The organism is [Clostridium] clostridioforme AGR2157 (assembly GCF_000424325.1).
Taxonomy (GTDB): domain Bacteria; phylum Bacillota; class Clostridia; order Lachnospirales; family Lachnospiraceae; genus Enterocloster; species Enterocloster clostridioformis_A.
In genome coordinates this window covers 89,015-114,005 of record NZ_AUJR01000005.1, presented here as the reverse complement: position 1 = coordinate 114,005, position 24,991 = coordinate 89,015, and the positions used below count along the sequence as shown (strand labels likewise).

Annotated in this window: 19 protein-coding genes and 3 pseudogenes; 6 read left to right on the top strand and 16 right to left on the bottom strand. The window is 52.4% G+C overall.

Going from position 1 to position 24,991, the window contains the following annotated elements; translation table 11 throughout:
- Positions 1-34: 34 nt before the first annotated feature.
- The 3 genes from ytvI to G614_RS0102655 are packed head-to-tail and all read right to left on the bottom strand — an operon-like array spanning position 35 to position 3,523.
- Positions 35-1,162 carry a sporulation integral membrane protein YtvI gene (gene ytvI, locus G614_RS0102665; RefSeq protein ID WP_027640681.1) on the bottom strand — a complete coding sequence of 376 codons (1,128 nt, stop codon included), beginning with the start codon at positions 1,160-1,162 and terminating at the stop codon, positions 35-37.
- 54 nt (positions 1,163-1,216) lie between these two features.
- Entirely contained in the window at positions 1,217-2,290 is a 1,074-nt protein-coding gene (hisC, locus tag G614_RS0102660; RefSeq protein ID WP_027640680.1) for a histidinol-phosphate transaminase, read from the bottom strand.
- 39 nt (positions 2,291-2,329) lie between these two features.
- Complete coding sequence (locus G614_RS0102655; protein WP_027640679.1) at positions 2,330-3,523, bottom strand: pyridoxal phosphate-dependent aminotransferase; 1,194 nt, start codon at positions 3,521-3,523, stop codon at positions 2,330-2,332.
- A 365-nt stretch (positions 3,524-3,888) separates the two neighbouring features.
- Here G614_RS0102655 and sdaAB point away from each other — a divergent pair, with 365 nt between their 5' ends.
- Both sdaAB and sdaAA read left to right on the top strand, forming a co-directional pair.
- Complete coding sequence (gene sdaAB / locus G614_RS0102650; RefSeq protein ID WP_027640678.1) at positions 3,889-4,548, top strand: L-serine ammonia-lyase, iron-sulfur-dependent subunit beta; 660 nt, start codon at positions 3,889-3,891, stop codon at positions 4,546-4,548.
- 36 nt (positions 4,549-4,584) lie between these two features.
- Positions 4,585-5,520: an L-serine ammonia-lyase, iron-sulfur-dependent, subunit alpha gene (gene sdaAA, locus G614_RS0102645; protein WP_027640677.1), complete on the top strand. Its 936-nt coding sequence runs from the start codon at positions 4,585-4,587 to the stop codon at positions 5,518-5,520.
- Positions 5,521-5,627: 107 nt separating this feature from the next.
- Here sdaAA and G614_RS0102640 read toward each other — a convergent pair whose 3' ends face one another.
- Genes G614_RS0102640 through G614_RS0102630 form a run of 3 tightly spaced genes read right to left on the bottom strand, consistent with a single transcriptional unit; the run spans position 5,628 to position 9,298 of the window.
- The gene (locus G614_RS0102640; RefSeq protein WP_027640676.1) at positions 5,628-8,039 is read right to left on the bottom strand and encodes a DUF6449 domain-containing protein; all 2,412 of its coding nucleotides are present in this window, start codon (positions 8,037-8,039) and stop codon (positions 5,628-5,630) included.
- Positions 8,014-8,913, bottom strand: a complete 900-nt coding sequence (locus G614_RS0102635; RefSeq protein WP_027640675.1) for an ABC transporter ATP-binding protein — start codon at positions 8,911-8,913, stop codon at positions 8,014-8,016. Before G614_RS0102635 ends, G614_RS0102640 begins: the two co-directional genes overlap by 26 nt.
- Positions 8,906-9,298, bottom strand: a complete 393-nt coding sequence (locus G614_RS0102630) for a GntR family transcriptional regulator (protein ID WP_027640674.1) — start codon at positions 9,296-9,298, stop codon at positions 8,906-8,908. Before G614_RS0102630 ends, G614_RS0102635 begins: the two co-directional genes overlap by 8 nt.
- 236 nt (positions 9,299-9,534) lie before the next feature.
- Between G614_RS0102630 and G614_RS26660 the strand changes: the two are divergent.
- The 3 genes and pseudogenes from G614_RS26660 (at position 9,535) to G614_RS0102615 (ending at position 13,673) form a co-directional block, all read left to right on the top strand.
- Positions 9,535-11,273: pseudogene (locus G614_RS26660) on the top strand (LytS/YhcK type 5TM receptor domain-containing protein).
- Positions 11,254-12,075, top strand: a complete 822-nt coding sequence (locus tag G614_RS0102620; RefSeq protein WP_027640673.1) for a LytR/AlgR family response regulator transcription factor — start codon at positions 11,254-11,256, stop codon at positions 12,073-12,075. Before G614_RS26660 ends, G614_RS0102620 begins: the two are co-directional and overlap by 20 nt.
- A 158-nt stretch (positions 12,076-12,233) precedes the next feature.
- Complete coding sequence (locus G614_RS0102615) at positions 12,234-13,673, top strand: carbon starvation protein A (RefSeq protein WP_027640672.1); 1,440 nt, start codon at positions 12,234-12,236, stop codon at positions 13,671-13,673.
- A 170-nt stretch (positions 13,674-13,843) separates the two neighbouring features.
- On the opposite strand, the pseudogene G614_RS34185 reads toward G614_RS0102615, so the two are convergent.
- The 5 genes and pseudogenes from G614_RS34185 to G614_RS0102585 form a co-directional block, all read right to left on the bottom strand.
- Positions 13,844-15,000, bottom strand: a pseudogene (locus G614_RS34185) (ATP-dependent nuclease); the annotation flags it as partial.
- A complete protein-coding gene (locus G614_RS26650) occupies positions 14,997-16,031 on the bottom strand; it encodes a DUF4349 domain-containing protein (RefSeq protein WP_044917354.1) in 1,035 nt (344 codons plus the stop codon). The gene G614_RS26650 and the pseudogene G614_RS34185, both read right to left, overlap by 4 nt.
- Before the next feature lie 256 nt (positions 16,032-16,287).
- Entirely contained in the window at positions 16,288-17,892 is a 1,605-nt protein-coding gene (gene pckA / locus G614_RS0102600) for a phosphoenolpyruvate carboxykinase (ATP) (protein WP_044917363.1), read from the bottom strand.
- Positions 17,893-18,105: 213 nt separating this feature from the next.
- A complete protein-coding gene (locus G614_RS0102595) occupies positions 18,106-18,570 on the bottom strand; it encodes a YhcH/YjgK/YiaL family protein (RefSeq protein WP_027640670.1) in 465 nt (154 codons plus the stop codon).
- A gap of 143 nt (positions 18,571-18,713) precedes the next feature.
- On the bottom strand, positions 18,714-19,547 hold the full coding sequence (locus G614_RS0102585) for a cell wall hydrolase (protein WP_027640669.1): 834 nt from the start codon (positions 19,545-19,547) through the stop codon (positions 18,714-18,716).
- A 548-nt stretch (positions 19,548-20,095) separates the two neighbouring features.
- Between G614_RS0102585 and G614_RS34910 the strand changes: the two are divergent.
- Positions 20,096-20,367: pseudogene (locus G614_RS34910) on the top strand (sodium:solute symporter); the annotation flags it as partial.
- Positions 20,368-20,397: 30 nt separating this feature from the next.
- Here the strand turns inward: G614_RS34910 and G614_RS33530 are convergent.
- The 5 genes from G614_RS33530 to pdxA all read right to left on the bottom strand — a co-directional run bounded on the left by G614_RS33530 (position 20,398) and on the right by pdxA (position 24,969).
- A complete protein-coding gene (locus G614_RS33530; protein WP_330366709.1) occupies positions 20,398-20,964 on the bottom strand; it encodes a hypothetical protein in 567 nt (188 codons plus the stop codon).
- The gene (locus G614_RS33525) at positions 20,879-21,355 is read right to left on the bottom strand and encodes a hypothetical protein (protein ID WP_330366708.1); all 477 of its coding nucleotides are present in this window, start codon (positions 21,353-21,355) and stop codon (positions 20,879-20,881) included. Before G614_RS33525 ends, G614_RS33530 begins: the two co-directional genes overlap by 86 nt.
- Before the next feature lie 118 nt (positions 21,356-21,473).
- A complete protein-coding gene (locus G614_RS0102570; protein ID WP_027640667.1) occupies positions 21,474-22,757 on the bottom strand; it encodes an SLC13 family permease in 1,284 nt (427 codons plus the stop codon).
- Positions 22,758-22,773: 16 nt separating this feature from the next.
- Positions 22,774-23,934, bottom strand: coding sequence for a sialidase family protein (locus tag G614_RS0102565; protein ID WP_027640666.1), 1,161 nt, complete (start codon positions 23,932-23,934; stop codon positions 22,774-22,776).
- A gap of 27 nt (positions 23,935-23,961) precedes the next feature.
- Complete coding sequence (gene pdxA / locus G614_RS0102560) at positions 23,962-24,969, bottom strand: 4-hydroxythreonine-4-phosphate dehydrogenase PdxA (protein ID WP_027640665.1); 1,008 nt, start codon at positions 24,967-24,969, stop codon at positions 23,962-23,964.
- Positions 24,970-24,991: the final 22 nt, after the last annotated feature.

The window sequence follows — 24,991 nt, the reverse complement described above, 5'->3', positions numbered from 1 at the left end:
GATTTTATTCCTTATTACCTATATGACCGGACCGTTATACCTCTTTATGGCGGAACCGCTCTATGTCCCTCACAAGTACGGCCAAACTGTCCGTAATGCCTTTAAACGCTCCGTAGTGATACAGATTCACAAACAGCAGGCCGATGGGTACGGCCAGAATCATTCCCGCGATTCCGTCCGCCTTAAATCCCAGATACAGCAAAAACAGCGTGAGAAGAGGCGGCAGACCCATACTGTCTCCCACCAGCTTTGGCTGCACAATCTGCCTTGTCACCTGGGTCAATACATAAATCAGCAGCAGGCCTGCGGCGAAGGCGTAGTCGCCTCCCAGGAGCTTAATAAGCCCCCATGGAAGAAGGGCTGTACCTGTTCCAAACACCGGCAGAAAATCCAGGAAAGCGATGAGAAACGCCCACAGCGGGCCGTAACCCACGCCCAGCACTATAAATCCCACCGTAAGTATCAGCCACACCACTGCCATAATTTTAAACTGGGCCATGAAATAACCGCCTATGAGATGGCGCACCTCCCCCTTCAGGTACAGTCCGTAATGGCCTGCCCATTGGGGCATATGGGCTTTTATGGCTGCCAGGATGCGGTCCCTGTCCACGATAAAGAAATAGGCAGACAGGATGGTGACCACGATGTAGACCAGCATGGCCGGAAGGCTTTTTGCCACGGTTCCCGCCGCCTCCACGGTAGGGGACGCAATCTTCTCCACTACAGTCCCCATATAGCTTCCCAGATTGTTTCCAAACTGGGCCCAGCTCTGCTGTATGCTGTCGGGCATAAAATCAAACAGCTGCTCCATGCTGCGGGCCACATCCCCCTCAATACCGGCATAGAGTCCGGGAAGGTCCATGATAAACTGGCGCAGCTGGACTAAGATCCTTGACACCAGCAGATATAAGAGTCCGATGACAAGGGCCAGGGCCGCCGCCACAATGACAATGGAGCTGTGCCTGCGCACCAGCTTCACCCGGCGCTCCAGAAAACGCACCAGGGGATTGGCTATCATGGCGATAATCCAGCCTATGACAAAGGGCATGAAAAACTTGAAAATCTTAGGTCCCAGCAGGCAGATTAACAGCCAGCCCGTCAACGGGATTACAATATTAAGTATAAGACGAAGATAATGCTTCCAGCCTGTTTCTTCCATCACATCCATCTCTCCTGACTGCTTTTTTCCGTTCTCCGGATCGTTTCCCCAAACATATTACCGGGCCGGCTTCCACTCCTTCAGATACTGCTCCAGGAACCGGAACAAGACATCCATCTCCTCATCTGTGCCAATGCTGACCCGAAGACTGTTGTCCAGTCTGGGCGCATTGAAATAGCGCACATAAATCTGCTCCTTCTTCAGCGCGTCGAATATGGCCCTGGCCGGAACGCGTTCGTGGGTGACCAGAATGAAATTCGTCATGGAATCCGGGAATGTAAATCCAAGTTCTGCAAACCGTTTCTTGGCGCGCTCCCTGGTGTCCGTGATTTTCGCCCTGGTCTCCTCAAAATATGCCCTGTCCTTCACAGCCTGGGTACCCGCGATCTGGGACGGCAGGTTCATGGTATAGGAGTTATAGGAATATTTAACATCATTCAGCGCTTTAATTAATACAGGACTTCCCAGTGCAAAGCCAATACGCACCCCTGCCATGGAACGTGACTTACTGAAGGTCTGGACTACCAGCAGGTTATCATACCCGGGCAGCAGCTCCCTGGCAGATGGGCCTGCAAAGTCGATGTATGCCTCATCCACAATTACAATAACATCCTGGTTGGCTTTTACAATTTCCTCTACCTGGTCCAGGGGCATATAGATGCCTGTGGGCGCATTGGGGTTTGGGAATATGATTCCCCCATTTTCCCCTTTATAATCCAGGGGCCGGATAGCCAGACTTTTGTCCAGCGCCGGCGTCTCATAGGGGACCCGGTACAGGTCTGCCCAAACCTTGTAAAAGGAGTAAGTGATGTCCGGAAACAGCACCGGCTTTTGGGAGTTAAAAAAGGTCAGGAAGGACATGGCTATGACATCGTCAGAGCCAACGCCCACAAACACCTGGTCCTCCCCCACCCCGTAGTATTCTGCCAGGGTCTTTACAAGCTCTGCGGAAGACGGGTCAGGATACTTGCGCAGCCGGTCCACATCCATTTCCTTCAGAGCCTTTTCCACGCCCGGCGCAGGCGGATACGGGTTTTCGTTGGTATTCAGTTTAATCAGTTTATCGCCTGCCGGCTGGTCCCCCGGAACATAGGGAACTACCCGGCGTATATTCATTTCCCATGGTCTCATGTCTGCTCTCCTCCAGAATTTTTCCTGCTCTCCTGCTGCTTATTTTGTGAGGCCGTAGTCCGCAGCCACCTTTGCGAAGGCAGGAAGGGAGCGTTCAATCTGCTCATAGGACACGCAGTAGGATACCCGCACATAGCCGGGACATGCGAAGGAGGTTCCGGGAACCACCAGGATATTGTATTTCTTACAGTTCTTACAGAATTTCTTTTCATCGGCCTCCGGAGATTTAACGAAAAGATAAAATGCTCCCTGGGGCTTGATGCACTCAAATCCCAGCTCCTTAAGCCCGTTGTAGAGAAGGTTCCTGTTCCTGTCATATGCCTCCAGATTCACCTTGGCATCCAGGCAGCGCATGATGACCCTCTGCATCAGGGACGGGGCATTGACACAGCCCAGAACCCGGTTTGCAATGGTGGCTGCATTAAACACTTCACCGCTGTCCTTTAAGGCATCGGGAATCACAAGATAGCCAATCCGCTCTCCCGGCAGGGACAGAGACTTGCTGTAGGAGTAGCAGATAACAGTGTTTTCATAAACATTCGTCACATAGGGCACTTCCACGCCGTCGTAAGCAAGTTCCCTGTAAGGCTCGTCGGACAGCAGCACGATGGTTGTCCCCAGTTCCTTTTCCTTGGCCCGCATGATGTCAGCCATCTTTGTAAGGGTCTCCAGGGAGTACACCACGCCGGTGGGGTTGTTGGGGGTATTGATGATGACCGCCCTGGTCCTTGCATTAATCTTCTGCTCAAACTCTGCCAGATTAGGCTCAAAATCCGTTGTATCCGGTGAAATGACCACCAGGTTTCCGTCGTAATTACTGACATAGTTGCCGTACTCCACAAAAAAGGGAGCAAATGCAATGACCTCATCTCCCGGATTCAGCAGTGTCTTTAAAATCACATTCAGGCCGCTGGCAGCTCCCACGGTCATCAGGATATTGTTCTGGCGAAACTGCGTGCCGAAGCGCTTATTTAACGATTCAGCCACGGCCTGTCTTACATCCTCATAGCCTGCGTTGCTCATATAACCATGGACAAAGGTGGACTCTTCTTCCTTCAGGATATCACAGATTGCCTGGTTCACCTCCGCCGGAGCCGGCACATTGGGGTTGCCCAGACTGAAATCATACACATTCTCCGCACCGTGGATGGCGGCCAGACGCTTACCCTCCTCAAACATGGCGCGGATGGCGGAATTGTTATCGACCAATGGTTTCATTTTCTCTGATATCATACTTATGTCCTCTCTTTCTCCCTGATGGCGGACCTTACATTGTTTTACATATACTGTATGGTCCATCTGCTGATATGATTGTAGCTTTATGGGGAAGGATTGTCAATAAAAAAAGGAAGTGTGTGATTTGGTTGTAAAGGTTGCAGACGTTTGTGGCGTTATTGGGATTAACTTGGGAATTATTGCATTTTCTACTTTTCCATTTTAGGATTTTGGGATATAATAAGCTGTGAATGACTAATGTAAGAAAAGCATCAAAAGGGAGGGCTAAAGCCGGGGCAAAGCTTATCATTGCCTGACAAATAATATGGTTATAAGTACAGATGCATAATACAGACAAAAGAATAACAGAAAGGCGGAACATCATGAATGTATTTGATATCCTGGGGCCGGTGATGATTGGCCCTTCCAGTTCCCACACGGCAGGGGCTGCCAGAATCGGCAGGATAACCCTGGCTCTGCTGGGCGCGCCAGCCGTAAAGGCGGACATTTTCCTCCACGGCTCTTTTGCAAAGACCTATAAGGGCCACGGCACGGACAAGGCCCTGATTGCCGGTATCATGGGAATGGCCACGGACGACAGCCGTATACGCAGGGCGCCGGAGCTTGCAAGGGAACAGGGGCTGGAAGTAAACATTGCCACAGGCGACATCGACGGGGCCCATCCCAATACGGCCAGGGTCACCCTGACCGACGCCGCGGGCAACACGGTCTCCCTTTTGGGAAGCAGCATCGGCGGCGGCAATATACTTGTAAAGGAAGTCAACGGCATGGAGGTATCCATCACCGGACAACACACCACCCTGATTGTGCTCCACCGCGACGCGCCCGGCACCATTGCGGCTGTCACGGAAGTCATGGCCGACGCAGGGGTGAACATCTGCAACTTCCGCCTGTCCAGGCAGAGCCGGGGCGGCGAGGCCGTGATGACCATTGAGATTGACGGCAGCTTCGGACCGGAACTGAACGAGAAAATCAAAGTGCTTCCCAACATTTTCTCCAGCACCATGCTTCAGCCCATATAGCTGATGAAACCTACAATCACAGGAGGATTTATATTTATGGAACCTGAATTCAATTACTCCTCAGTGGCATCCATCGTAGCTGCCGCCGAAGAAAGCGGCCTTCCCATCTCTGCCATCGTATTAAGACAGCAGGCGGAACAGACGGAGCAGACTGAGGAATCTATATATGAACAAATGCGGAAAAATTACCAGGTCATGGCAGAGTGCATCGAGCCCGGCTGTAATAAAGACCTCAAAAGCACCAGCGGACTGACCGGCGGCAGCGCCTATAAGATGCGCCAAATATCTGAAAGCGGAAAAAGCCTGACCGGTTCCTTTCTCTCCGGCGCCCTGTACCGCGCCCTGGCCGTTTCGGAGCTCAATGCTGCCATGGGACGGATTGTGGCAGCCCCCACAGCAGGAAGCTGCGGCATCCTTCCCGCCGCCCTTCTGACCATGCAGGCAGAAAAGCAGATTCCGGAAAGGGACTGTGTTATGTCCCTGTTCACCGCATCCGCCGTAGGCATGGTCATTGCCAACAACGCCTCCCTGGCAGGAGCCCAGGGCGGATGTCAGGCTGAGTGCGGCTCTGCCGCCGCCATGGCTGCCGCTGCCATCGTGGAGCTGGCAGGCGGTACCCCGAAAATGGCGGAACATGCCATCGCCATTGCCATCAAGAACATACTGGGGCTTGTATGCGACCCGGTAGCCGGACTGGTTGAGATTCCCTGTATCAAGCGCAATGCTTCCGGCGTGGCCGGTGCCTTTGTAGCGGCGGAACTGGCCCTGGCCGGCATTGAAAGCGCCATCCCTGCCGATGAAGTCATCTGGACCATGAAGAAGGTAGGCGATGCCATGTCTTCTACCTTAAAGGAGACGGCCGAGGGCGGCCTGGCCGCCACCCCCACGGGAAGGCGTCTTCATGAACAGGTTTTCGGCACTGCCCGGGAAGCCAAAAGCGGATGCAGCGGATGCGGGGCATGTTCCTCCTGAAGCTGATGTGTTTCAACGATATTAATAGATATAACAACAAAAGCAGGGAGCAAATCACTGAAACGTGATTGATTCCCTGCTTTTATGTTCAGTCCTCTCCTATCCGTCTACTTTCCGTTATTTAAAGGAATGCCGGTAAAGAGTTCCGCTATCTCAGGAGTGATTCTGTTCTTTATGAGCATTCCTCCCACTCCCGCTTCATTCTCTGTCCTTATGGTACAATAGGGGCCTCCCTCCACTGTCTCGCAAAGATTATTCATACGGCAGCTGTCATCCTCCGCAATGGCTTCCAGCAGCAAGCGGATGGTACCGGAATCCTCAAATGCCAGGGAACCGTCCTCCCGGTAGCTGGGATTGATTTTCTGAAGCTCTGCCAGCGCCTCTCCCTCCGGCAGTTCTCCCTGCTGTTCATAAAAATAATTCTGCACGTCAAATGTAATCCGCTCCACCTTCTCAGGCGCCAGGCAGGTGCCGGGTTCCATTCCCTGCTCCTTCAGAAGCTCAATGGTACGCTCAAAGGATGGATACACCGGCCAGTACTGGCTCACATCCTCCACCTGATACCGCGCCATGCCGCCAAACGCGGATCTGGTTGTCTGGCGCTGCTGCTGGAGATAGGTATTCTCCTGGTCAGTCATAAATACAAGGCTGCCCACAGGCATCTCCGCCAGCCGCTCCTCCACAGTCAGCTCTCTCATATCCTGCTGATACGCCTTAAGCACGGCCTCCTGGACACGGCTGTCCCGGCTCACCTCCATGACCTGGTCCGCCTCCCTGTACATAACCTGTTTTACCTGTCCTGGTTCCTGGCTTAAAATCCTGTACATGCCTTCCTTGTAAGCATCCTGTCTGTACAGGGCCTCATAGGAATCCATCACGGCAGACAGAGGCAGGGAATAGGAACGCCTCACCTCACGGCCGTTTGCCAGGCGGTAACATACTGTCATATTGGTCTCAAATTTTTCCTGATCCGAATCCTCTTTGCTGCCTGTCTTCATGGCCAGAAAGATGGAGGTGGGACCGTCCGCCCCGCCGATATAGCTGATGGAGCCGGCTGCATCGGAATAGCAGCCGTCAATACGGGCCACTGCCTTGCGTATGCCCAGCCGCTCATCCCTGCCCTCAAGGGCGCGTTTCCTTCCCTCTTCCACCATGGACATGACAGCCTCTTTATCGGTTAGCACCATGTTTTCTTCTATATATTCATAGGGGTCTTCATATCTTATCTGCAGCTTTCCGTCACTGCCTGTCTCAAAGGTCTTATCCGAGAGCCAGCTGCTGTCCACGCCAATATCCAGGCTGGCGGACACGATTTTTTCTTTGGACGGAATATAGGAATCGTAACCGTACCAGTCATACCGGAAGCTTAAGAATACCAGGATCCCGGCTGCAAGGCACAGTCCCAGCTGCAGTCTGTGGCAGAACATCTTCTTAAAATCAAAATGATAAATAATTTCCACGATACAATGGGTCAGCACCACCGATACCATGGTTCCGAACAGTCCCCAGCGCAGCCTGCTCTGCAGCGACCAGAAGAACATGCCTCCGGCCAAACCGATTCCCAGCACCAGCAATATCCGGATAGGCGGCATGGATTTCTTAAATGCCATGGCCTTGCCTGCTGCCTCCGAAGGACGTTTGCGGTACAGCTCCAGATCCAGTGTGGTGACGGCAAGAAATGCCAGGACCGTGCAGATGAGCTCCGGAACATGTTTTGCCAGCTCGTTCATCTTCCATCCAAAGGAATTGATATATACGCTGAATGGGGACAGGTACCTGACGCCCCATGTAAAGGGCGACTGGACTGAGCTCCACATATATCTGGCCGTGGTGACGAAAAATGTTTCACAGTACCACCCCAGGAGCATCATGATTCCGGGCAGGAAGAAAAAGAACACACCTGTTCCCAAAACGCCTACCACGATATTACCCGTCATCATCATGGCTGCCACAGCCGTTGTATACATGAGTGCGTAATACAGCATGTTAAGGGCCCATCCCCCGGCCATGGCTCCCAGTATCCTGCCCACAGGCACGCCGTAGGACAGGGCCACCCCTGTTAGAAGCAGCAGATTAAACCCATAGGCAGCGCCAACGATAAATATGCCTCCGGAGAACTGAGCCCCAAACAGGGCTTCCCGCCTCACCGGGATGCTGTGGTAAAAATCCACCTTTTTCTTATTATGCAGATAGGCAAAGCTGGATACGCCGATGACCACTGCTGCGGTAATCATCAAAAAGGCAATCATGCCGTTCCCGTATTCCACACCGTTTAACACAACCTCTGTCTTCAGTTCCAGAAGCCTTGCCTTGTACTGAAGGTCGGTCATGGTACCGTCCTGGATGAAGGGCTCATAATCATTGTACCTGTAGTAATTGGAGTTGGCTGCGTTCTCCATGTTCAGGGCCAGCCCAATGGGAAGGGTGAAGAAAAATGCCAGAAAAACCAGGGCAATGGCCCACAGCCTTCTCCTGAAATCCTCCTTTAGCAGCTTAAAGTATAAGCTTCCTGATGTCATAACCAGCTACCTCCGTTTCACTGATAAATATTTCCTCCAGGGACAGGGGGATGCACTCAAAGAATATCGGCTCATAGGAAGCCATGACAGCCTCTACCTCACCCCTGCTTCCCCGCACCGTAATGGTGCAGAGACTTCCCCTCTGTTCCACAATTACCTTATCAAGGGACGTCAGGTCCTCCGGCTTCATATCCGGTTTAAGGACACACTGTATTTTGTGGATGTTAAGCTTCATGTCATCCAAATCCTTTGACAGGAGGATACCGCCCTTGTGAAGCAGTCCCACATGGTCGCATATGTCCTCCAGCTCCCTCAGGTTATGGGAAGCAATGATTGGAGTCAGGTTCCTGTCCTCCATATCCGCCGCAAATATGCTCTTTACTGCCTGGCGCATTACCGGGTCCAGCCCGTCAAAGGTCTCGTCGCAGAACAGGTAGTCCGTGCCTGCGCACACGCCGCAGATAACGGAGACCTGTTTCTTCATGCCCTTGGAAAATGTGTGTATCTTCCGCTTCTCGTCAAGGCCGAAATTTTCCATCAGTTTGTGGAAACGCGCCTCGTCAAATCCCTGGTACACCTTCCTGTAATAATGCATCATCTCCTCGGGAGTGGTATTATTAAAGAAGTACTGTTCATCCGATATATAGAAAAAGCGCTTCTTTGCCGGGATATTCTCAAATACCTCATGCCCGTCAATGGTTATGCATCCCTCGTCAGGCTTCAGCACGCCGCTGGCCAGCCTTAAAAAAGTGGACTTTCCGGCTCCGTTGGTACCGATGAGCCCGAACACGCTGCCATCCCGTATGGTGGCACTTATGTGGTCCACTGCCACGATATCGTCAAACCGCTTTGTCAGGTTCACTGCTTCAATCATTACTCTCTCCCCTTTCCATGGAATGATACCGGCAGGCCGTATCAATCATTTCCTTCATCTCTCCTGCTGTGACGCCTACCTTTATGCCTTCCTCCACAGCGGATTTAAAAAGTCCCTTCCATTCCTGCAGAATTCCCGCCTTCATCCGGCTGTTATCCGCAACGAAGCTGCCCTTGCCTTTGATGGAATAAATATATCCCTGGCGTTCCAGCTCCGTATACGCCCTCTGGATGGTATTGGGATTGATGGACAGATCCGTGGCAAGGCTGCGCACAGATGGAAGCTGCGCGTCCTGCGGCAGAGCGCCCTTAAACATCAGCTCTCTAAGCCGCTCCGCCACCTGCTCATACAGCGGCCTGCTGTCCCTGTAATCCAGTACAATCATCCCGTCCTTCCCCCTCTCTGTTTTCGCTGCCATGATATGACAGCGGCCTTAACAAGCCCTTGTCATATCATGGACCAGGTATATCCTGTTCCTCCTGGCGTTCTATCTGTATTAAGTATATTAATACAGTTATATTCCCCATTAGATTACCATAGTCTTCCATGATTTACAATTAAAGATTTTCTTAAGATTAATTTTTTGGTATACTGGTGTGAGAACGATTAAGGGAGGTCATCATGTCCAATACAATGTTTTTTAACCTGCTTTTAAATATTGGTCTTCTGGTACTCATAGCCACCATGCTCACCAAGCTCCCCATGGTGCGCTCCATGCTGCTGGAGGACAGCCATGCCATGGGAAGCAGGGCGGCCCTGGCAGTCATCTTCGGACTGGTCAGCATTTTCTCCACCTACACCGGGGTTCGTGCCCAGGGCGCCATTGTGAACACCAGGGTTATCGGCGTGCTGGCAGCAGGTCTTTTAGGCGGTCCCTATGTGGGAATCGGAGCCGCCGTCATAGGAGGGCTTCACCGGTATCTCTTTGATATCGGAGGCTTTACTGCAGTGAGCTGCGCTGTCTCCACCTTTGTGGAGGGCCTTATCGGCTCCGCCTTTTCCAAACGGTTTAAGGCCGGCAAGATTGACGGTGCCGGGGTATTCCTCATCACGGCTCTGGCTGAGATTGGACAGATGGCTATTATCCTTCTCATCTCCCGCCCCTTCCCGGCTGCCCTGGACCTGGTGCGTCTTATTGCCTTTCCCATGATTATCATGAATGCCCTGGGCATGGTTGTATTTCTCGGCACCTTTAACATGGTATTCATGGAGGAGGACAGCCAGTTTGCGGAGAAGATGCGTCTGGCCATGGGCATTGTGGACCAAAGCCTGCCCCACCTGAGAAAGGGGCTGTACAGCGCTGCGGACATGGAGGCCACCGCAGACATCATCTACCAGTCCACCTCCTGTGCAGCCGTGATGATCACGGATGCCCAGAAAATCCTGACCATGAAGGGTGAAAACTGGTACGATGTACTTCGGGATAAAGCCGTATTGACACCCATTCTAAGCTCCATCCACGACAGGAAGCCCACCACCTTTTCCTACGCGGAAAAGACAGACCCCCTGTACCATATCCTGAAGAACCACATCATTGTTGCCGCCCCGCTCATCGAGATGGACAAACCAGTGGGGAGTCTGACCATGATGGTAAAGAAACACTGGCACACCTCCCAGTCCAACCTGGACTTTGCCTCAGAGCTGGCCCGCCTTTTCTCCACCCAGCTTGAGCTGTCTGACCTGGATTATCAGAAAAAGCTTCGCCGCAAAGCGGAGTTCAAGGCCCTTCAGTCCCAGGTGAATCCCCACTTCCTTTACAATGCGCTGAACACCATTTCATGCGTGTGCCGGGAGAATCCGGACCGGGCCAGGGAACTGATTCTAACCCTCTCCTTCTACTACCGCCAGGCCCTGGAAAATGACCAGTACATGCTGAGCCTCCACACAGAGCTGTACCATGTGGCCAGTTACCTGGAACTGGAGCAGGCGCGTTTTGAGGAAAAGCTGGTTGTGGAGCTGGATGTGGAGGACGACCTCAACTGCAAAGTTCCTTCCTTCATCCTCCAGCCCCTGGTGGAAAATTCAGTCCGCCACGGCGGGGACAGGACCGGCGCCCGCCATATCTCCATCAGCGCCCACAGCGTGGAAGGTATGGCAGAAATCGCAGTGGCTGACCGCGGACAGGGTATCCCCAGGGAAGTGGTCCTGGGTCTTTACACAGGCCAGGGAAAGGGTGTGGGCCTGTCCAATGTACACAAACGCCTGAAAAGCATATATGGAGAAGATAACGGTCTGAAAATCGAGACTTCAGAAACCGGTTCCAGGGTCTGGTTCAGAATTCCACTGGAACCGGAAGAAATTCCTGTACCATCCCATGAAACCAAACAGGAGGAATAAACAATGAAGATAGCTGTGATTGACGACGAACGACCCGCCAGAAAGGAACTGGTCCATCAGATTATGGACGTCATGCCGGACAGCCAGATTGAGGAGGCTGACAGCGGCGCCTCTGCCATTGAACTCATCAGCCGCCAGACCTTTGACCTGCTGTTCGTGGATATCAGCCTGGGGGATATGGAAGGCACCACCCTGGCAGCTGCCGCCAGACACATCCTCCCCGATGCCCAGATTGTGTTTGCCACCGCCTACTCCCAGTATGGGGTCAAGGCTTTTGAGCTGGGGGTGAACAACTACATACTGAAACCCTTTGACCCGGACCGCGTGCGCCGCGTCCTGGAAAAATGCCAAAAGGACCTGCAAAAAAACCTTGCCCTTACCGCTTTTGCAGTCCGGTCCTGTGACGATCACCAGCTCTGCGGCGAGCCGTACAGACAGTCTTCATACGCCTCACCACAGGAGGCGGGAGAATCCGTGACAGCCGCCTTTCCATCCAGCCGTATGGCCATCAATATGAACCGGACCATTATATTGGTGGATATACAGCAGATTGTATACATAGAAACTTCGGGAAGGAGCTGCATCGTCCATACGACCACGCGTGACTACACAGAAAACCTCCTTTTGGGAGAGTATGAAAAACGCCTGGCCTCCCATGGGTTCTGCCGCATTCATAAAAGCTACCTGGTGAATCTCAACTTCATCACCGAACTGTTCCCCTGGGCCAACAACAGTTTAGCTGTAAAAATGCAGGGGTTTGAGAAAAACATCCTTCCTGTGAGCAGGGAAAAATCAAAAATGCTGCGCCAGATCATCGGTGTTTAGTCCCATTTCATAACTGCCTGGTCATACTGCCTTCCGTTTATGAACGTTTTTTTACTGTTTGTTCACCGATCCATACAGTTGATACAAAAAATATTCACTTTATCCCCACATTATTGTATAATTATCACAAATACAAGTAATACATAGGAGGTAGGTATATGATTAGCTTTTTTGTATGTCTGGCAATTTTGATTATCGGATTCATGCTCTACAGTAAGGTTGCCGAGAAAGTATTTGGCCCTGATGACAGAAAACCGCCGGCACTGTCCATGACAGACGGAAGTGACTATGTGCCAATGGGCACTCCCCGTATATTCCTGATTCAGCTGTTAAACATTGCCGGTCTGGGCCCCATCTTCGGAGCATTGGCCGGTGCCTGCTGGGGACCCAGCGTATTCCTGTGGATTACCTTCGGTACCTTATTAGGCGGAGGCGTCCATGACTACATGGTGGGCATGATGTCCATGCGCCACAAGGGTGCCAGCGTGTCCGAGCTCACAGGTACATATCTGGGCAATGCCATGAAACAGGTCATGCGCGTATTCTCCGTGGTCCTTCTGGTACTGGTAGGCGTAAGCTTCTCCACAGGACCGGCCAACCTGCTTGCCATGCTGACCCCTAATGTATTGGATGCCAAATTCTGGCTGGCAGTGGTATTAATTTATTATTTCATCGCAACCTTTGTTCCCATCGACAAGGTCATCGGCAAGATTTATCCGATATTCGGTATCTGCCTCATCGTCATGGCCCTGGGAGTGGGAGGAGCCATCATCCTGGGCGGTTATCACATTCCTGAAATCACCCTGTCCAACCTGCACCCTTCAGGCACCCCCATATGGCCCACCATGTTCATCTCCGTTGCCTGCGGCGCCATCTCCGGCTTCCATGCGACCCAGTCTCCTCTGATGGCACGGTGTCTTACCAATGAAAAGGACGGACGCAAGGTATTCTACGGAGCCATGGTGGCAGAAGGCGTCATCGCCCTTATCTGGGCTGCCGCAGGCGTAGCGTTCTACAACGGCACAGGCGGTCTGTTAGAGGCTCTTGGCAATGGACAGTCCAGCGTTGTGTATGAAATCTGCTTCAAGCTTCTGGGACCGGTAGGTGCTGTCATCGCCATGATTGGTGTTATTGCCTGCCCTATTTCCTCAGCAGATACTGCTTACCGCAGTGCAAGGCTGACCCTGGCAGATTGGTTCAAGATTGACCAGAAACCCATCAAGAACCGTCTTTTCTTGACCATTCCGCTGCTGGCCGCGGGCGCTGTCCTGACCCAGGTGGATGTACAGGTGGTATGGAGATATTTCTCCTGGAGCAACCAGACACTGGCTATGATTGCCTTGTGGGCCGCAAGCGTATATCTGTTCCGCAGGAAACGCATCTACTGGCTCACCGCCCTTCCGGCCACCTTTATGTCGGCTGTATCCTGCACTTATATTCTCATGGCAAAGGAAGGCTTCCAGCTCTCCACCGCCATCGCCTATCCAATCGGCATCATATTTGCCGCAGTATGCCTGGGAACCTTTGTATTCACCTGTGTGATGGGCAAGGGAAAGAATGCAGACAGTCCTGCAGTTGAAGAACCTTACGCGGTTTAACCGAACCGTCAAATCATGCTTCATATAAGAAGGCGCTGTCCACAGCCGGTCCTATCCGGCCATGGGCAGCGCCCCTTTTGTGTCATATCCTTTTCTGCAACCTTTTCCGTCATCCCCTTCTCTGCCTGCCTTTAATCCCCAGGTCTTTTCCTGCTGTCAAAATACACGAAGTAGAAGGCATCCTCGCTTTCCACGATTCCCAGGCGGGCCATAACTGCCGGGTTAAAAAAATAGTTCTCAAAGGAATAATACTTTAAAATCAGCACATTCCGCCTTGTCACCTTAGGCAGGCGGTCCACATCCTCCTGATTCCGCTCATCGTAATACCTGCACAGCTGTGACGCCAGTTCCTCCGGATCCTTGCCGTCCCCATCGCGTATCATCAGGAACTGGTCCCGCAGGTAGACCTGGTTCATGTACTTTAAGTTGGCATATGTCTTGATGTTGGTACAGCTGTTGGTGGTGATGATGGAGATGCGGTACAGATTCCCCTCTCATCGTAAATCTCGGAATAATACTTTTCCAGAAGCAGGGGCAGGCGGCTTTTGTCCTGTTTCCCCTCCACAATAAACACGAAACTCACATTCAGCAGATCATTGGCCCCATATCCCAGGTCGTCCAGTATCTCGCTCATGTTGGTCCCGGGGCGTATAACCGAATACCGCTCATCATCAAACACCACCTGCCCAGGTTTTCTGAAGCTGGGGATGGAGGAATATCTCCGGGTCCTCCACCACGATAATGCTGGGGATCCTGCCCTGTTCACTGATATAGGTCTCTAGCAAGGACAGCATATAAATACTGCGCATTCCCTTTCCCATCAGCTCCACCGGCTTCACGCTGCCTCTCTGGCGGTTGTGGGCCGTTACCTCCACTGTGAAAAGCTGGTCCGCATCGCAGTTCAGCGTGTACTGTATCTCCTCATATCCGCCATTTTTAAAGAAATTATCATTGACCTTCCTGGAAAATCCGCTCAGATTCAGCTGGTATATCTTAAACTCCAGCAGACGGGCCGTTTCAAATCCTCGTACCGCACCCTGCCGTCCTGGTTCACATGAAGGGTAAAGGACATCTCCCCGTTTTTAAAGGACGGCAGCCGCTCAGAAAATACCCTGCGCCACACATCGTAACGCCTGTACTGGCTGACAATGCCCATATGATGAAACAGGTGCAGGTCCTCCTCCTCTATGGAAAAGGAGACGTCAATCTGTATGGCCTGACGGTTCTCATTGAAATCCCTGGCCTGAATCTCATAACAGCCGCACACCGCGCAGACTGCATCCAGCACCGAGGTTTTCCCTGTACTATTTTTCCCCACGAAAATCAGCGCCCGACTCCGTCTTTCTTCTCACCCATATGCTTACCGTGTGAATTGAAGAAACGGCTTAGGGAGCGGTTCCTGCCCAGCACCCTCCGGCTTACCCTTCTGACAATAAGGAAAACCGCCGCGATTATGACAGCCAGCACCAGCAGGATGGGACTGTTGGCGGCAAACCATACAATCAGGTCAGTTCCCGTCTCCCCCAGGTTGTTCAGGCTCCGGTTAAAGCCCTTCTGAATCCTGGTTCCAATGCCGTCCGGCGCAGTAGGGGTAAGGTCCTTTACCTCCCTCATATAGATGGACACTGTGCTGTAATCCACCTGATTGTCATAGAGACGCAGCTGGGACGTGTAGGACTCCAGCTCATAGCGGATCTCTGAGAGACGGGCTTCCAGCGCCACCACCGCGTCCAGGGACTCCGCTTTCTCCAACAGGGCCCAAAGCCGCTCCTGCTCAATCTCCAGCGACTTCTTGCGGCTCTGCACATCCGAATACTGCAGGGTCACATCCGTCACCTGCTCCTGCTTGCTGGTCACATTTCCCGCGCTCTCCACAGTCTCCACAAAGCGATCCAGCCGGTCAGCCGGAATTCTGGCCCTGATGTCCGCATAGCGCTGCTGGCTGCCTCCATAGGAATTGACGCTGACTCCCGATATATCAGAGGATTCCACATAACCGCCCAGCTCGCTTACCTTGCCTGTAATCTGCAAGAGGACGCCGTCAAAGTCCCTGGCCTCCACGTTCATCCTCACATCCCGTATCAGCTTCCTGCCGGTATCCGCCAGACTGCCAATGTCTGACGAGGGAGACAGACCGCTTCCGCTCTCAGCCTTTAATGTATCAACGTTTTCTCCCAACGGGGCCACGACTATCTGTCCTTCCTCCGCATCCATAACATATCCGGCAGAAGCCGCCGTGGTCTCTGACGTGGCTGCCGTATTGGCCGGCTTGCTGCCGCAGGCAGACAGAGAGAGCACTGCCAGAAGAACCATAGTCATTGCCAGCGTCCATGTACGCCTCGTTTTCCATTTTTTCATACTCCCATCCCCCTTTATAGCTTCATGGTACCATGAAATGAACAGCCTTTCAATGGGCGTAAATGAGACTTAAGAAACAGTTTAAAATATTAAGAAATGTCATCCCCATGGGAATCACGCGACACCTGGCCCATATAAAAAGGAGAACCGGACAACCGGACGTTGCGGTCCGATATCCTGTTCTCCCTCTATGATGCTGTTCTCCCTCTATGATGCTGTCCTCCTGACGCGTGGGCAGAAAGACGGTTCTTTTATATTATAACTGAGGACCAGCGGAAACCAGTGCCTTTCCAGCCTCGTTGCCCTCATATTTTGCAAAGTTCTTGACAAAACGCTGTGCCAGATCTTTTGCCTTTTCCTCCCACTGGGATACTTCCGCGTATGTATCGCGGGGATCAAGAATCTTAGGATCTACGCCTGGAAGCTCGGTAGGAATCTCAAAGTTGAAGAATGGAAGCTGCTTGGTTGGAGCCTTTGCAATGGAGCCGTCAAGAATCGCATCAATGATGCCGCGGGTGTCGCGAATCGAGATACGCTTGCCTGTTCCATTCCAGCCTGTGTTAACAAGGTATGCCTTTGCACCGCTCTTCTCCATTCTCTTAACAAGCTCCTCTGCATACTTGGTTGGATGCAGTTCCAGGAAAGCCTGTCCAAAGCAAGCTGAGAATGTAGGTGTGGGCTCCGTGATTCCACGCTCTGTACCGGCAAGCTTTGCTGTAAATCCAGACAGGAAATAATACTGTGTCTGCTCAGGAGTCAGGATGGATACCGGAGGCAGTACGCCGAACGCATCTGCTGACAGGAAGATAACATCCTTTGCAGCAGGAGCAGCTGATACCGGACGAACAATCTTCTCAATATGGTCAATTGGATAAGATACACGCGTATTCTCAGTTACGCTCTTGTCATCAAAATCAATCTTGCCGTCAGCGTCAAGTGTAACATTCTCTAAAAGAGCATCTCGCTTTATTGCATTATAGATATCAGGCTCAGAATCCTTATCCAGGTTGATTACCTTTGCATAGCATCCGCCCTCGAAGTTAAATACGCCGTTGTCATCCCAGCCATGCTCGTCATCACCGATAAGAAGACGCTTGGGGTCTGTTGAAAGAGTAGTCTTGCCTGTTCCGGAAAGTCCGAAGAAGATTGCGGTATTCTCACCGTTCATATCTGTGTTTGCAGAACAATGCATGGAAGCAATGCCCTTCAGAGGCAGATAGTAGTTCATCATTGAGAACATACCCTTCTTCATCTCTCCGCCGTACCATGTGTTCACAATAACCTGCTCGCGGCTGGTGATGTTGAACATTGCAGCTGTCTCGGAATTCAGACCTAACTCCTTGTAATTCTCTACCTTTGCTTTGGAAGCATTATATACAACGAAATCCGGCTTGAAGTTCTCCAGTTCCTCTGCGCTTGGCTGGATAAACATGTTTTTTACGAAATGAGCCTGCCATGCAACCTCAACAATGAAGCGGATTGCCATGCGGGTATCCTTGTTTGCTCCGCAGAATGCGTCCACGACAAACAGTCTCTTGTTAGAAAGTTCTTCCAGGGCAATCTTCTTTACCGCATCCCATGCTTCCTGGCTGGCCGGATGGTTATCATTCTTGTACTCATCTGTTGTCCACCATACAGTGTCCTTTGAGTTCTCATCCATAACAATGAACTTGTCCTTAGGGGAACGACCTGTGTAAATACCAGTCATGACGTTCACTGCGCCAAGTTCGCTGACCTGGCCTTTTTCATAACCCTCCAGAGTTGGCTTTGTCTCTTCTTCGAATAACATCTCATAGGAAGGATTATAAACAATTTCCGTAGTTCCGGTAATACCATACTGACTCAAATCTAAATTTGCCATCATTCATTTACCTCTCTTTCATTTTATCGAAATCTTTTTCATTATCTCATTTTGTGAATTAAAAGTCAATATTTCAATTAACAAAATATTAGCAAACATGAAAGGGGCCTATGCAGGCATAAAAGGGCCGGTCTGCTGATTCCGGATACAGCAGGCCGGCCCTTGTGATTAACCTATTTAATTATATTTTTATGATACGTCTTATAATACGGTTTAGTCCTCTTTGATTTTTACAATCACCTTTTTAATAGGTGCAGGCTCTCCATTGGCAGCCTTTGGCTTATGGGCATCCCATGGGTTGAAAATCAGATATTGTCCGGCTCCGGTCACAGCCTGAAGTCCGGGGGTTGTGTTCTCAAAGAATACCACATCCTTATCCGGATTATATGGAACCTTTACAGTCATCTCATGTACCGGCGCATAGCTCATAATTTCGCTTCCCTCAATCACATACTGGATATCGGTATAATGCTCATGCGCCTCATATTTAGCCTCCTCCCACGGGATGGTGGTATAGGCTGTCACATTGGCATACACGTTCTTGCCGTCAATCTCATACTTTCCCGGCTCCAATGCCTCAAGGTCCGTATTCTTAAGGAAATCCACGGCCTTGGCATATCTGCCTTCAATCCCTAAATTCCTGTAAAAATCCAAGTTCTTCTTCTCATCAAAAATCATATTCCATTCTCCTTTGTGGCGTTTCGATTTTCCAATTCCCAGTATACACCTAAAGCCACAGGAAACTCAATCCCTTTTTTCATTACAGCCGCCTTTGATGCATTTACACGTCTCTTTGTGTCCTGCAGATTAGTTCTGGGTGATTATCTGAAGAACTCATGGCCGTCATGGGCAAAAAGGTAGGTCAGCCGCCTGTCAAACCAGGAAGCAGCACTGCCGGATGCCCTTCTGTTCATGAAATACAGGGCTCCATTGGAATAATCCTCACCGGCCAGAGCGCGGTCCACGCATTCAATGGTTTCCGCTGTGACCTTTACCGTGTTGATGGTACCGTTGGATACCGGCTGAAACTGGGATGGCTGGTATACAACCGCCTTTACGCTGTCCGGGAATTTTCCCGACAGGACACGGTTAATGATTACATCCGCAACCAGAATTTTTCCCTTGGGGTCGCAGATGCCTGCTTCCGCCTGGACAATGCGCAGGAGCACCTGGTAATCTTCATCCGTATATTTAATCCTTCTGGCTGCCCGGCGCTCTTCCTCCGCCCTTTTCCTGGCTTCCTCTTCCTGTTTCTCCTTTAATATCTGTTTCTGAAGTGTCTCAATCTGGGTCTGTGCCGCTGCCTGCTTTCTCTGTTTCTCTCGGACATCCGCTTCCAGCAGCGCACCGGCCAGATGCTGGCCTTCACTGTCTGTATTTAAAAGTCCGAATTGTATTTTTGCTTCAGTAACCAGACCGCTTCCTTCGTTTTCCTCTTCCTGCTTGTCAATGGCATCACTTTCCTCCGTCATGGGCGCTGCAAGGGCGTTTCTTCCCCCTCCGCCAAACCCATTGGCTGAAAATGCTATGATGGCCACTACCATCACACCTGCCATTACCACAGATGAGGAACGGTACATCTGCTTTGTCACTTTCACAGTCAGTGACTTAACAAAGAGAACCACCGAACGAAGGAATGAATGTAATGTAAGCATACATACTCCTCTTTCCTGGTCCCGCACAACTCTGTATGGGTACCATTCTCAAAATTTTATGCAGTGGGTACCTCCCACTTTGTGCATGTTTTTCCGGGATGTATGGCTAATTATATGGGATTTGACTTTTCACGTCAATGGAGATTTAATAATTTTGTTACATTTTTTCTTACTTTTGAAACATTTGTAATATTTTTTATATATTTGCTATGGTTTTCCAAATTATTCTGCCTATATATTGTGCATTTTGCCAGCCATATTTTTACATTTGTATTACATTATTATTAATTTTTAAACATGTTATCTGATTTCCTATTTTTGTAATTTATATTATGTCAATCTTTTTCTACCTAAATTATTCATTTTTTACATTTTATATCCATCTCTGGATTTTACATTTTTTGTCGAAATTTGGCATTCAACCCCCACTTTACCAAAAAAATGGCATTCAGCATCCCAATCTCTTCCATGGGTTTCCGTCAAAATAGCCAATGTATGCGGAGGATATTCAAATGACTGTTAAACTGCTGATGCTGGTCGTCTTTTTTGCAGTCTGGGTCAGCTTCCTCATCGGCGTGGGAATCACGGTGTCGAACCTGTTCCTTCATTATATAGCCTCGCCCATCAACGCGGGCGCAATCGCCATGGTGGCCGGACTGATCGCCGTCCCCCCGGTATCCCTGATCACCCCCAGCTTCCCCAGGGACTGACGGAAGGGGTATTCTCCTGCTACAACGATCTGGTGGAGGCTACCACGAGGAAGGTGCTGCCAGAGGACAAGGATTTCGACTCGCCGGCGTTTCGGAGGAAGAAAAAGTAAAACTGTCTCATTTCACAACCGCCTCCCTTCTCACAGCGAAAACTGGATTCCGCAGAAGGCGAAATACAGCACCGGTAGCAGCACCCCCTGTACCCGGGAGAGCCTGCCCCGGATCAGGGCCGGAACCGTCAGCAGCAGCATGGCCGCCAGCATGACCGGAATGTCTAACACCAGGGAGGCGTTCTGTCCTAAGAGCACCGCGCTCTGGGGGACGCTGAAGGGGGCCAGGGATACGGAAACGCCGCTGACCAGCACCAGGTTGAACAGATTGGCGCCGATCACATTTCCCAGGGAAAGAGCGCCGTGTCCCTTCACCAGGGAGGTGATGGCCGTCACCAGCTCCGGCAGGGAGGTTCCAAGGGCCACGAAGGTCAGCGCGATCACAGATTCCGGCACGCCAAGGGCCTGGGCGATCAGGGTTCCGTTCTCCACCAGCAGCTTAGCGCCCACTGCGATGAGTATGGCGCCCATTACCAGCAGCACCAGATTAACCCCCAGTGACCTTTCATTTTTATCCCCGCCTTCCGGGGCCTGGGGGCTGTTTTTCATCTGGGACACCGTGGTGGCCATATAGACCACGAAGATCCCCAGCAGCACAAATCCGATGGTCCGGCTGAAATAGCCCAGGAAATAGGCCACACCGGTGTAAATGACGGCCGATGAAGAAAAACAGCACCGGCGTGCGCAGGGTCTCGCGGTTGATCTTCCCCGGCTTGATGGCCACGGTGATCGCCGCGATCAGCGCGGTATTGCAGATCACGGAACCGATGGCGTTTCCGTAAGCCATCTCGCTGTGGCCCGTCAGCGCGGAGGTGGTGGAAACCATAACCTCCGGCAGCGTTGTTCCGATAGAGACCACGGTGGCTCCGATCAGCAGCTCCGGCAGATGAAATTTACGGGCAATCCCGGTGGCACCGTCCACAAACCAATCTCCGCCCTTGATCAGGCAGACCAGGCCGACGATGAACAGCGATACACAAATAAACATGTTTCATTCTCCTTTGACTTAGGGACTGCTGGCCGGAAATTGCTTCCGGCCAGCCGCCTGTATTGTTACAACGCGATACCTCGCTACATCGGGATACCTTACTACATCAGAAAACTCGCTACATCGGGAAAATAACAGCCGCCGCCACGCTCAGCGCGATAATGCGGATCAGATACATGGGCACTGTGAATTTCCAGAATTCCGGCAGCTTGTATTTGCCCATGCCCATGATCATGGCGGGCATGCCGTCGATGGGCATATAGCCGCCCTGCCATCCCGATACCACCACTGCGGCCGCGGCTGCGGTGGGATTTAAGCCCAGGCTCATGCAGGCTGCGATGGCGATGGGTGCGAATATGTAGACCGAACCCATGTTGGAACCGGTGAAGGTCGCGCAGGTACTGGTCAGCAGTGCGAACAGGATGATGACCAGGAGCGGCGCCACGTTGGTGCCCAGGGCGGTTGCAATGACCTCGCCGATCATGGCCGTGAAGCCGGAATTGGCCAGGGCGTCGGCCACGCCGATGACGCCCGCCGTCATCAGGATTACCGGAGCGAACATATTCTCACGGAACTCCTTGAAATCAATCACCTTCATAAAGAGCAGCGCCATGGCAGCCAGGCCGGGAATCACGTTGGCTACGCTTCCAAGGGTGTTGATCATCATCATTCCCACCACGCTGACCACAAAGGCCACGACCGTCACTTTTTCCTTCCACGGCTCCATGGGAACCGCTTTTGTCTTTTCAATCTTCGCATGGGCATCCTCCTCGGCCGCCGCGATGGGGTGGTCGGGAAGCAGCCGGTAGGCAGCCAGACACCAGGCCAGGAAAGCGATTGCCATGACGAAGTTGACCATGGAGAATTTGATCATGGACACCGGCTCCATATAGCCCGCCGGCTCCAGAACAGAGCTCACCACGCCGTAATAGAGGGCCACGTTGATGGGGATCAGCGGGTGGTTGGTGGCGAAGCCCAGAGGCATCATCAGCTTGGAGGTAGGCATTTTCTTGGTGTAGGGGATGGTGGAAATCAGGGACAGAATCAGCACATAGTAGCCGGTATTTCCGCCGCCCACCAGGCTGGAGCCGACCATAACCACGATCACCAGAAGCGCATAGCTCCTGTAGCCTCCTCTGTTTACCAGGGCGATCAGGGCTTCCTTTACCTTATCCATGGCCCTGGTCTTCTGCACGCCCGCCAGCACCACCATGAAGCTGGCGACCATGATCATGCTGGAATTTGTGAATCCGGCAAATGCCTCGGGCACGGCGGACAGTCCCGTGACCACCAACAGCATACAGGCCAGAAGGGGCGGCGCGCCGAAGGGGAGTACGTCGAACATGATCAGCCCGATCATGATCACCAGTATTGCAAGGGCTAAAATCATTTGGATTGTCATTTCATCTTCCTCCTTCTCACTGGACCTTGGCTGAGGTCGGATTGTAGAGTCCTACTGTCTCGCGCTTTTTGCCCATGACGTCCTCTTCCGTAAAGCTCATGTATTTCACGCTGAGGCGGTCCTTGTACGCAAACGCCAGGTGGAGCCTGCCGTCCCTGCCCTGCATGATATAGGGATACTCATACTGCCGGTTGTTGGTCTTGTTCTCGTCTCCCATGTAGCCCTCGCCCCGCTCCATATAGCGGATCATGGGGAATGTGAGGCCGCCGTCCTCGGACAGCGCCACAGCCACGGGGCAGCGCAGGCCCGGCCAGGAAGCGATCCCAGGTGTGGGACAGGGCGTGCAGGTAGGGTTGTAGGCGATGGCGATTCTTCCGCTCTTCAGCTTTACCGCGCTAATGCTGGAATTATTGTTGGGCAGAACCGTGGGAACCGGCTTGGTCCAGGTGTCCCCGTTGTCCTTTGACTCGCTGCGGTAGATATTATCCGCCGCGCGGCTTCTCATGAAGGCCGCCAGATGTCCCGGCTCCAGCTCCACCACGTTGGCGTGAACCGCGCCGTTGCTCTCGGGCATATCCACCATTTTCCAGATTTTTCCCTGGTCGTCGGAAATGCGGAAGGCGGTGGGATCGCCGGTGAGCCCCAGCTCGGAGTCCGTGCAGATCCAGTTTCCGAAGATCCAGCGCCCGTTTGAGAGTACCTGGATGGGCTGACGGCAGAAGCTTCCCTCCTCCGGGAATACGGTCTCGTAATCGCTCCAGGTCTCGCCGCCGTCTGCACTCTTCTGGCAGCGGATTACGGAGGTGAACTGCATGTTGTCCTTGCCCTCAACTCTGGAAAGCTGGGAGGTGTACATGGCCCACACCTTTCCGTCCGGCCCTGCGAACAGCGAAGGGTTCTGCTCGCTCCGCTCGGGATCATGGGATACCAGAACCGGCTCCTCCCAGCGGTTTGCTCCCTTTTTCAGGCGGGCGCAGATCACGTTCACATCCGCGTTCCCCTCAAAGGAGCCTGCGAACCAAACGCACAGCATATCCCCGTTTTCCAGCTCTAAAAGTCCCGGCCCGTGGGCGGTCTGATAGCCCCCCGGCGGGAGAACCGCCTCCACAGTCCCCATTTCCTCGTTCCAATACATTGTTCCGTCCGGTGTCAACCCTGGCAATTTTGCGTATTCCATAATCATTCCCCTTCCTTTTTACGGTATTTATTCTTTTGTTTCAGCCATGCGGATGGCGTAATCCATCGCGTTGATCAAACTCAGCTCGCTGGCAAGGCCCTTGCCCGCCTGGTCAAATGCGGTTCCGTGGTCCACGGAGGCCCGGATAATGGGCAGACCCAGGGTGATATTAACTCCCGCCACCGCGTCCCATTTCTGTTCTTTCTGGTTGTACACAAAGCCCACCACCTTTAAGGGAATGTGTCCCTGGTCGTGGTACATGGCCACCACAATGTCGTACCAGCCGCCCCTGGCCTTGGAGAAAATGGTGTCCGGCGGAACCGGTCCGTCCGCCAGGATGCCCTCGGCTCTGGCCGCCTGGATCGCCGGGGTGATCTCCTCGATCTCCTCCCTTCCGAACATGCCGTTCTCGCCGCTGTGGGGATTGAGGCCCGCCACGCCGATTTTCGGCTCCGGGATTCCCAACTGGCGGCATGCCTGGTGGGCGATTCGGATCACTTCCAGAATGCGGTCCTTTTTCACCCGGTCGCAGGCTTCCCTGAGGGAAACGTGGGTGGACACATGGACCACTCTCAGGTTCTCGTGGGCCAGCATCATGGTGTATTTCTTGGTGCCGGTGTAATCCGCATAGATCTCGGTGTGGCCGGAGTAATGGTGTCCCGCCAGGTTCATGGCCTCCTTGTTCAGCGCGTTGGTCACCGTGGCGTCCACCTGTTTGTCCATAGCCAGTTCAATGACCTTCTTCACATACCGGAAGGCCGCATTTCCGGCCATGGCGGAGACCTCTCCCCGCTTCAGCTCCTTCATGTCCACCATACCCATGTCGTAGACGTCGATGACGCCGTATTCGTACTGCGCTTCGCTTACGTCCCCGATCTTATGGATTTTCAGCTTATGGGAGAGGCCGGTAAGCTTTAACGCCTCCTCCATCACCGCGGCGTCTCCCACCACCAGCGGCCTGCAGCGCTCATAAACCGCCGGGTCCGACAATGCCTTCGCGGTGATCTCCGGTCCGATGCTGGCCGGATCTCCCATGGTAATACCGATTATTTTCATA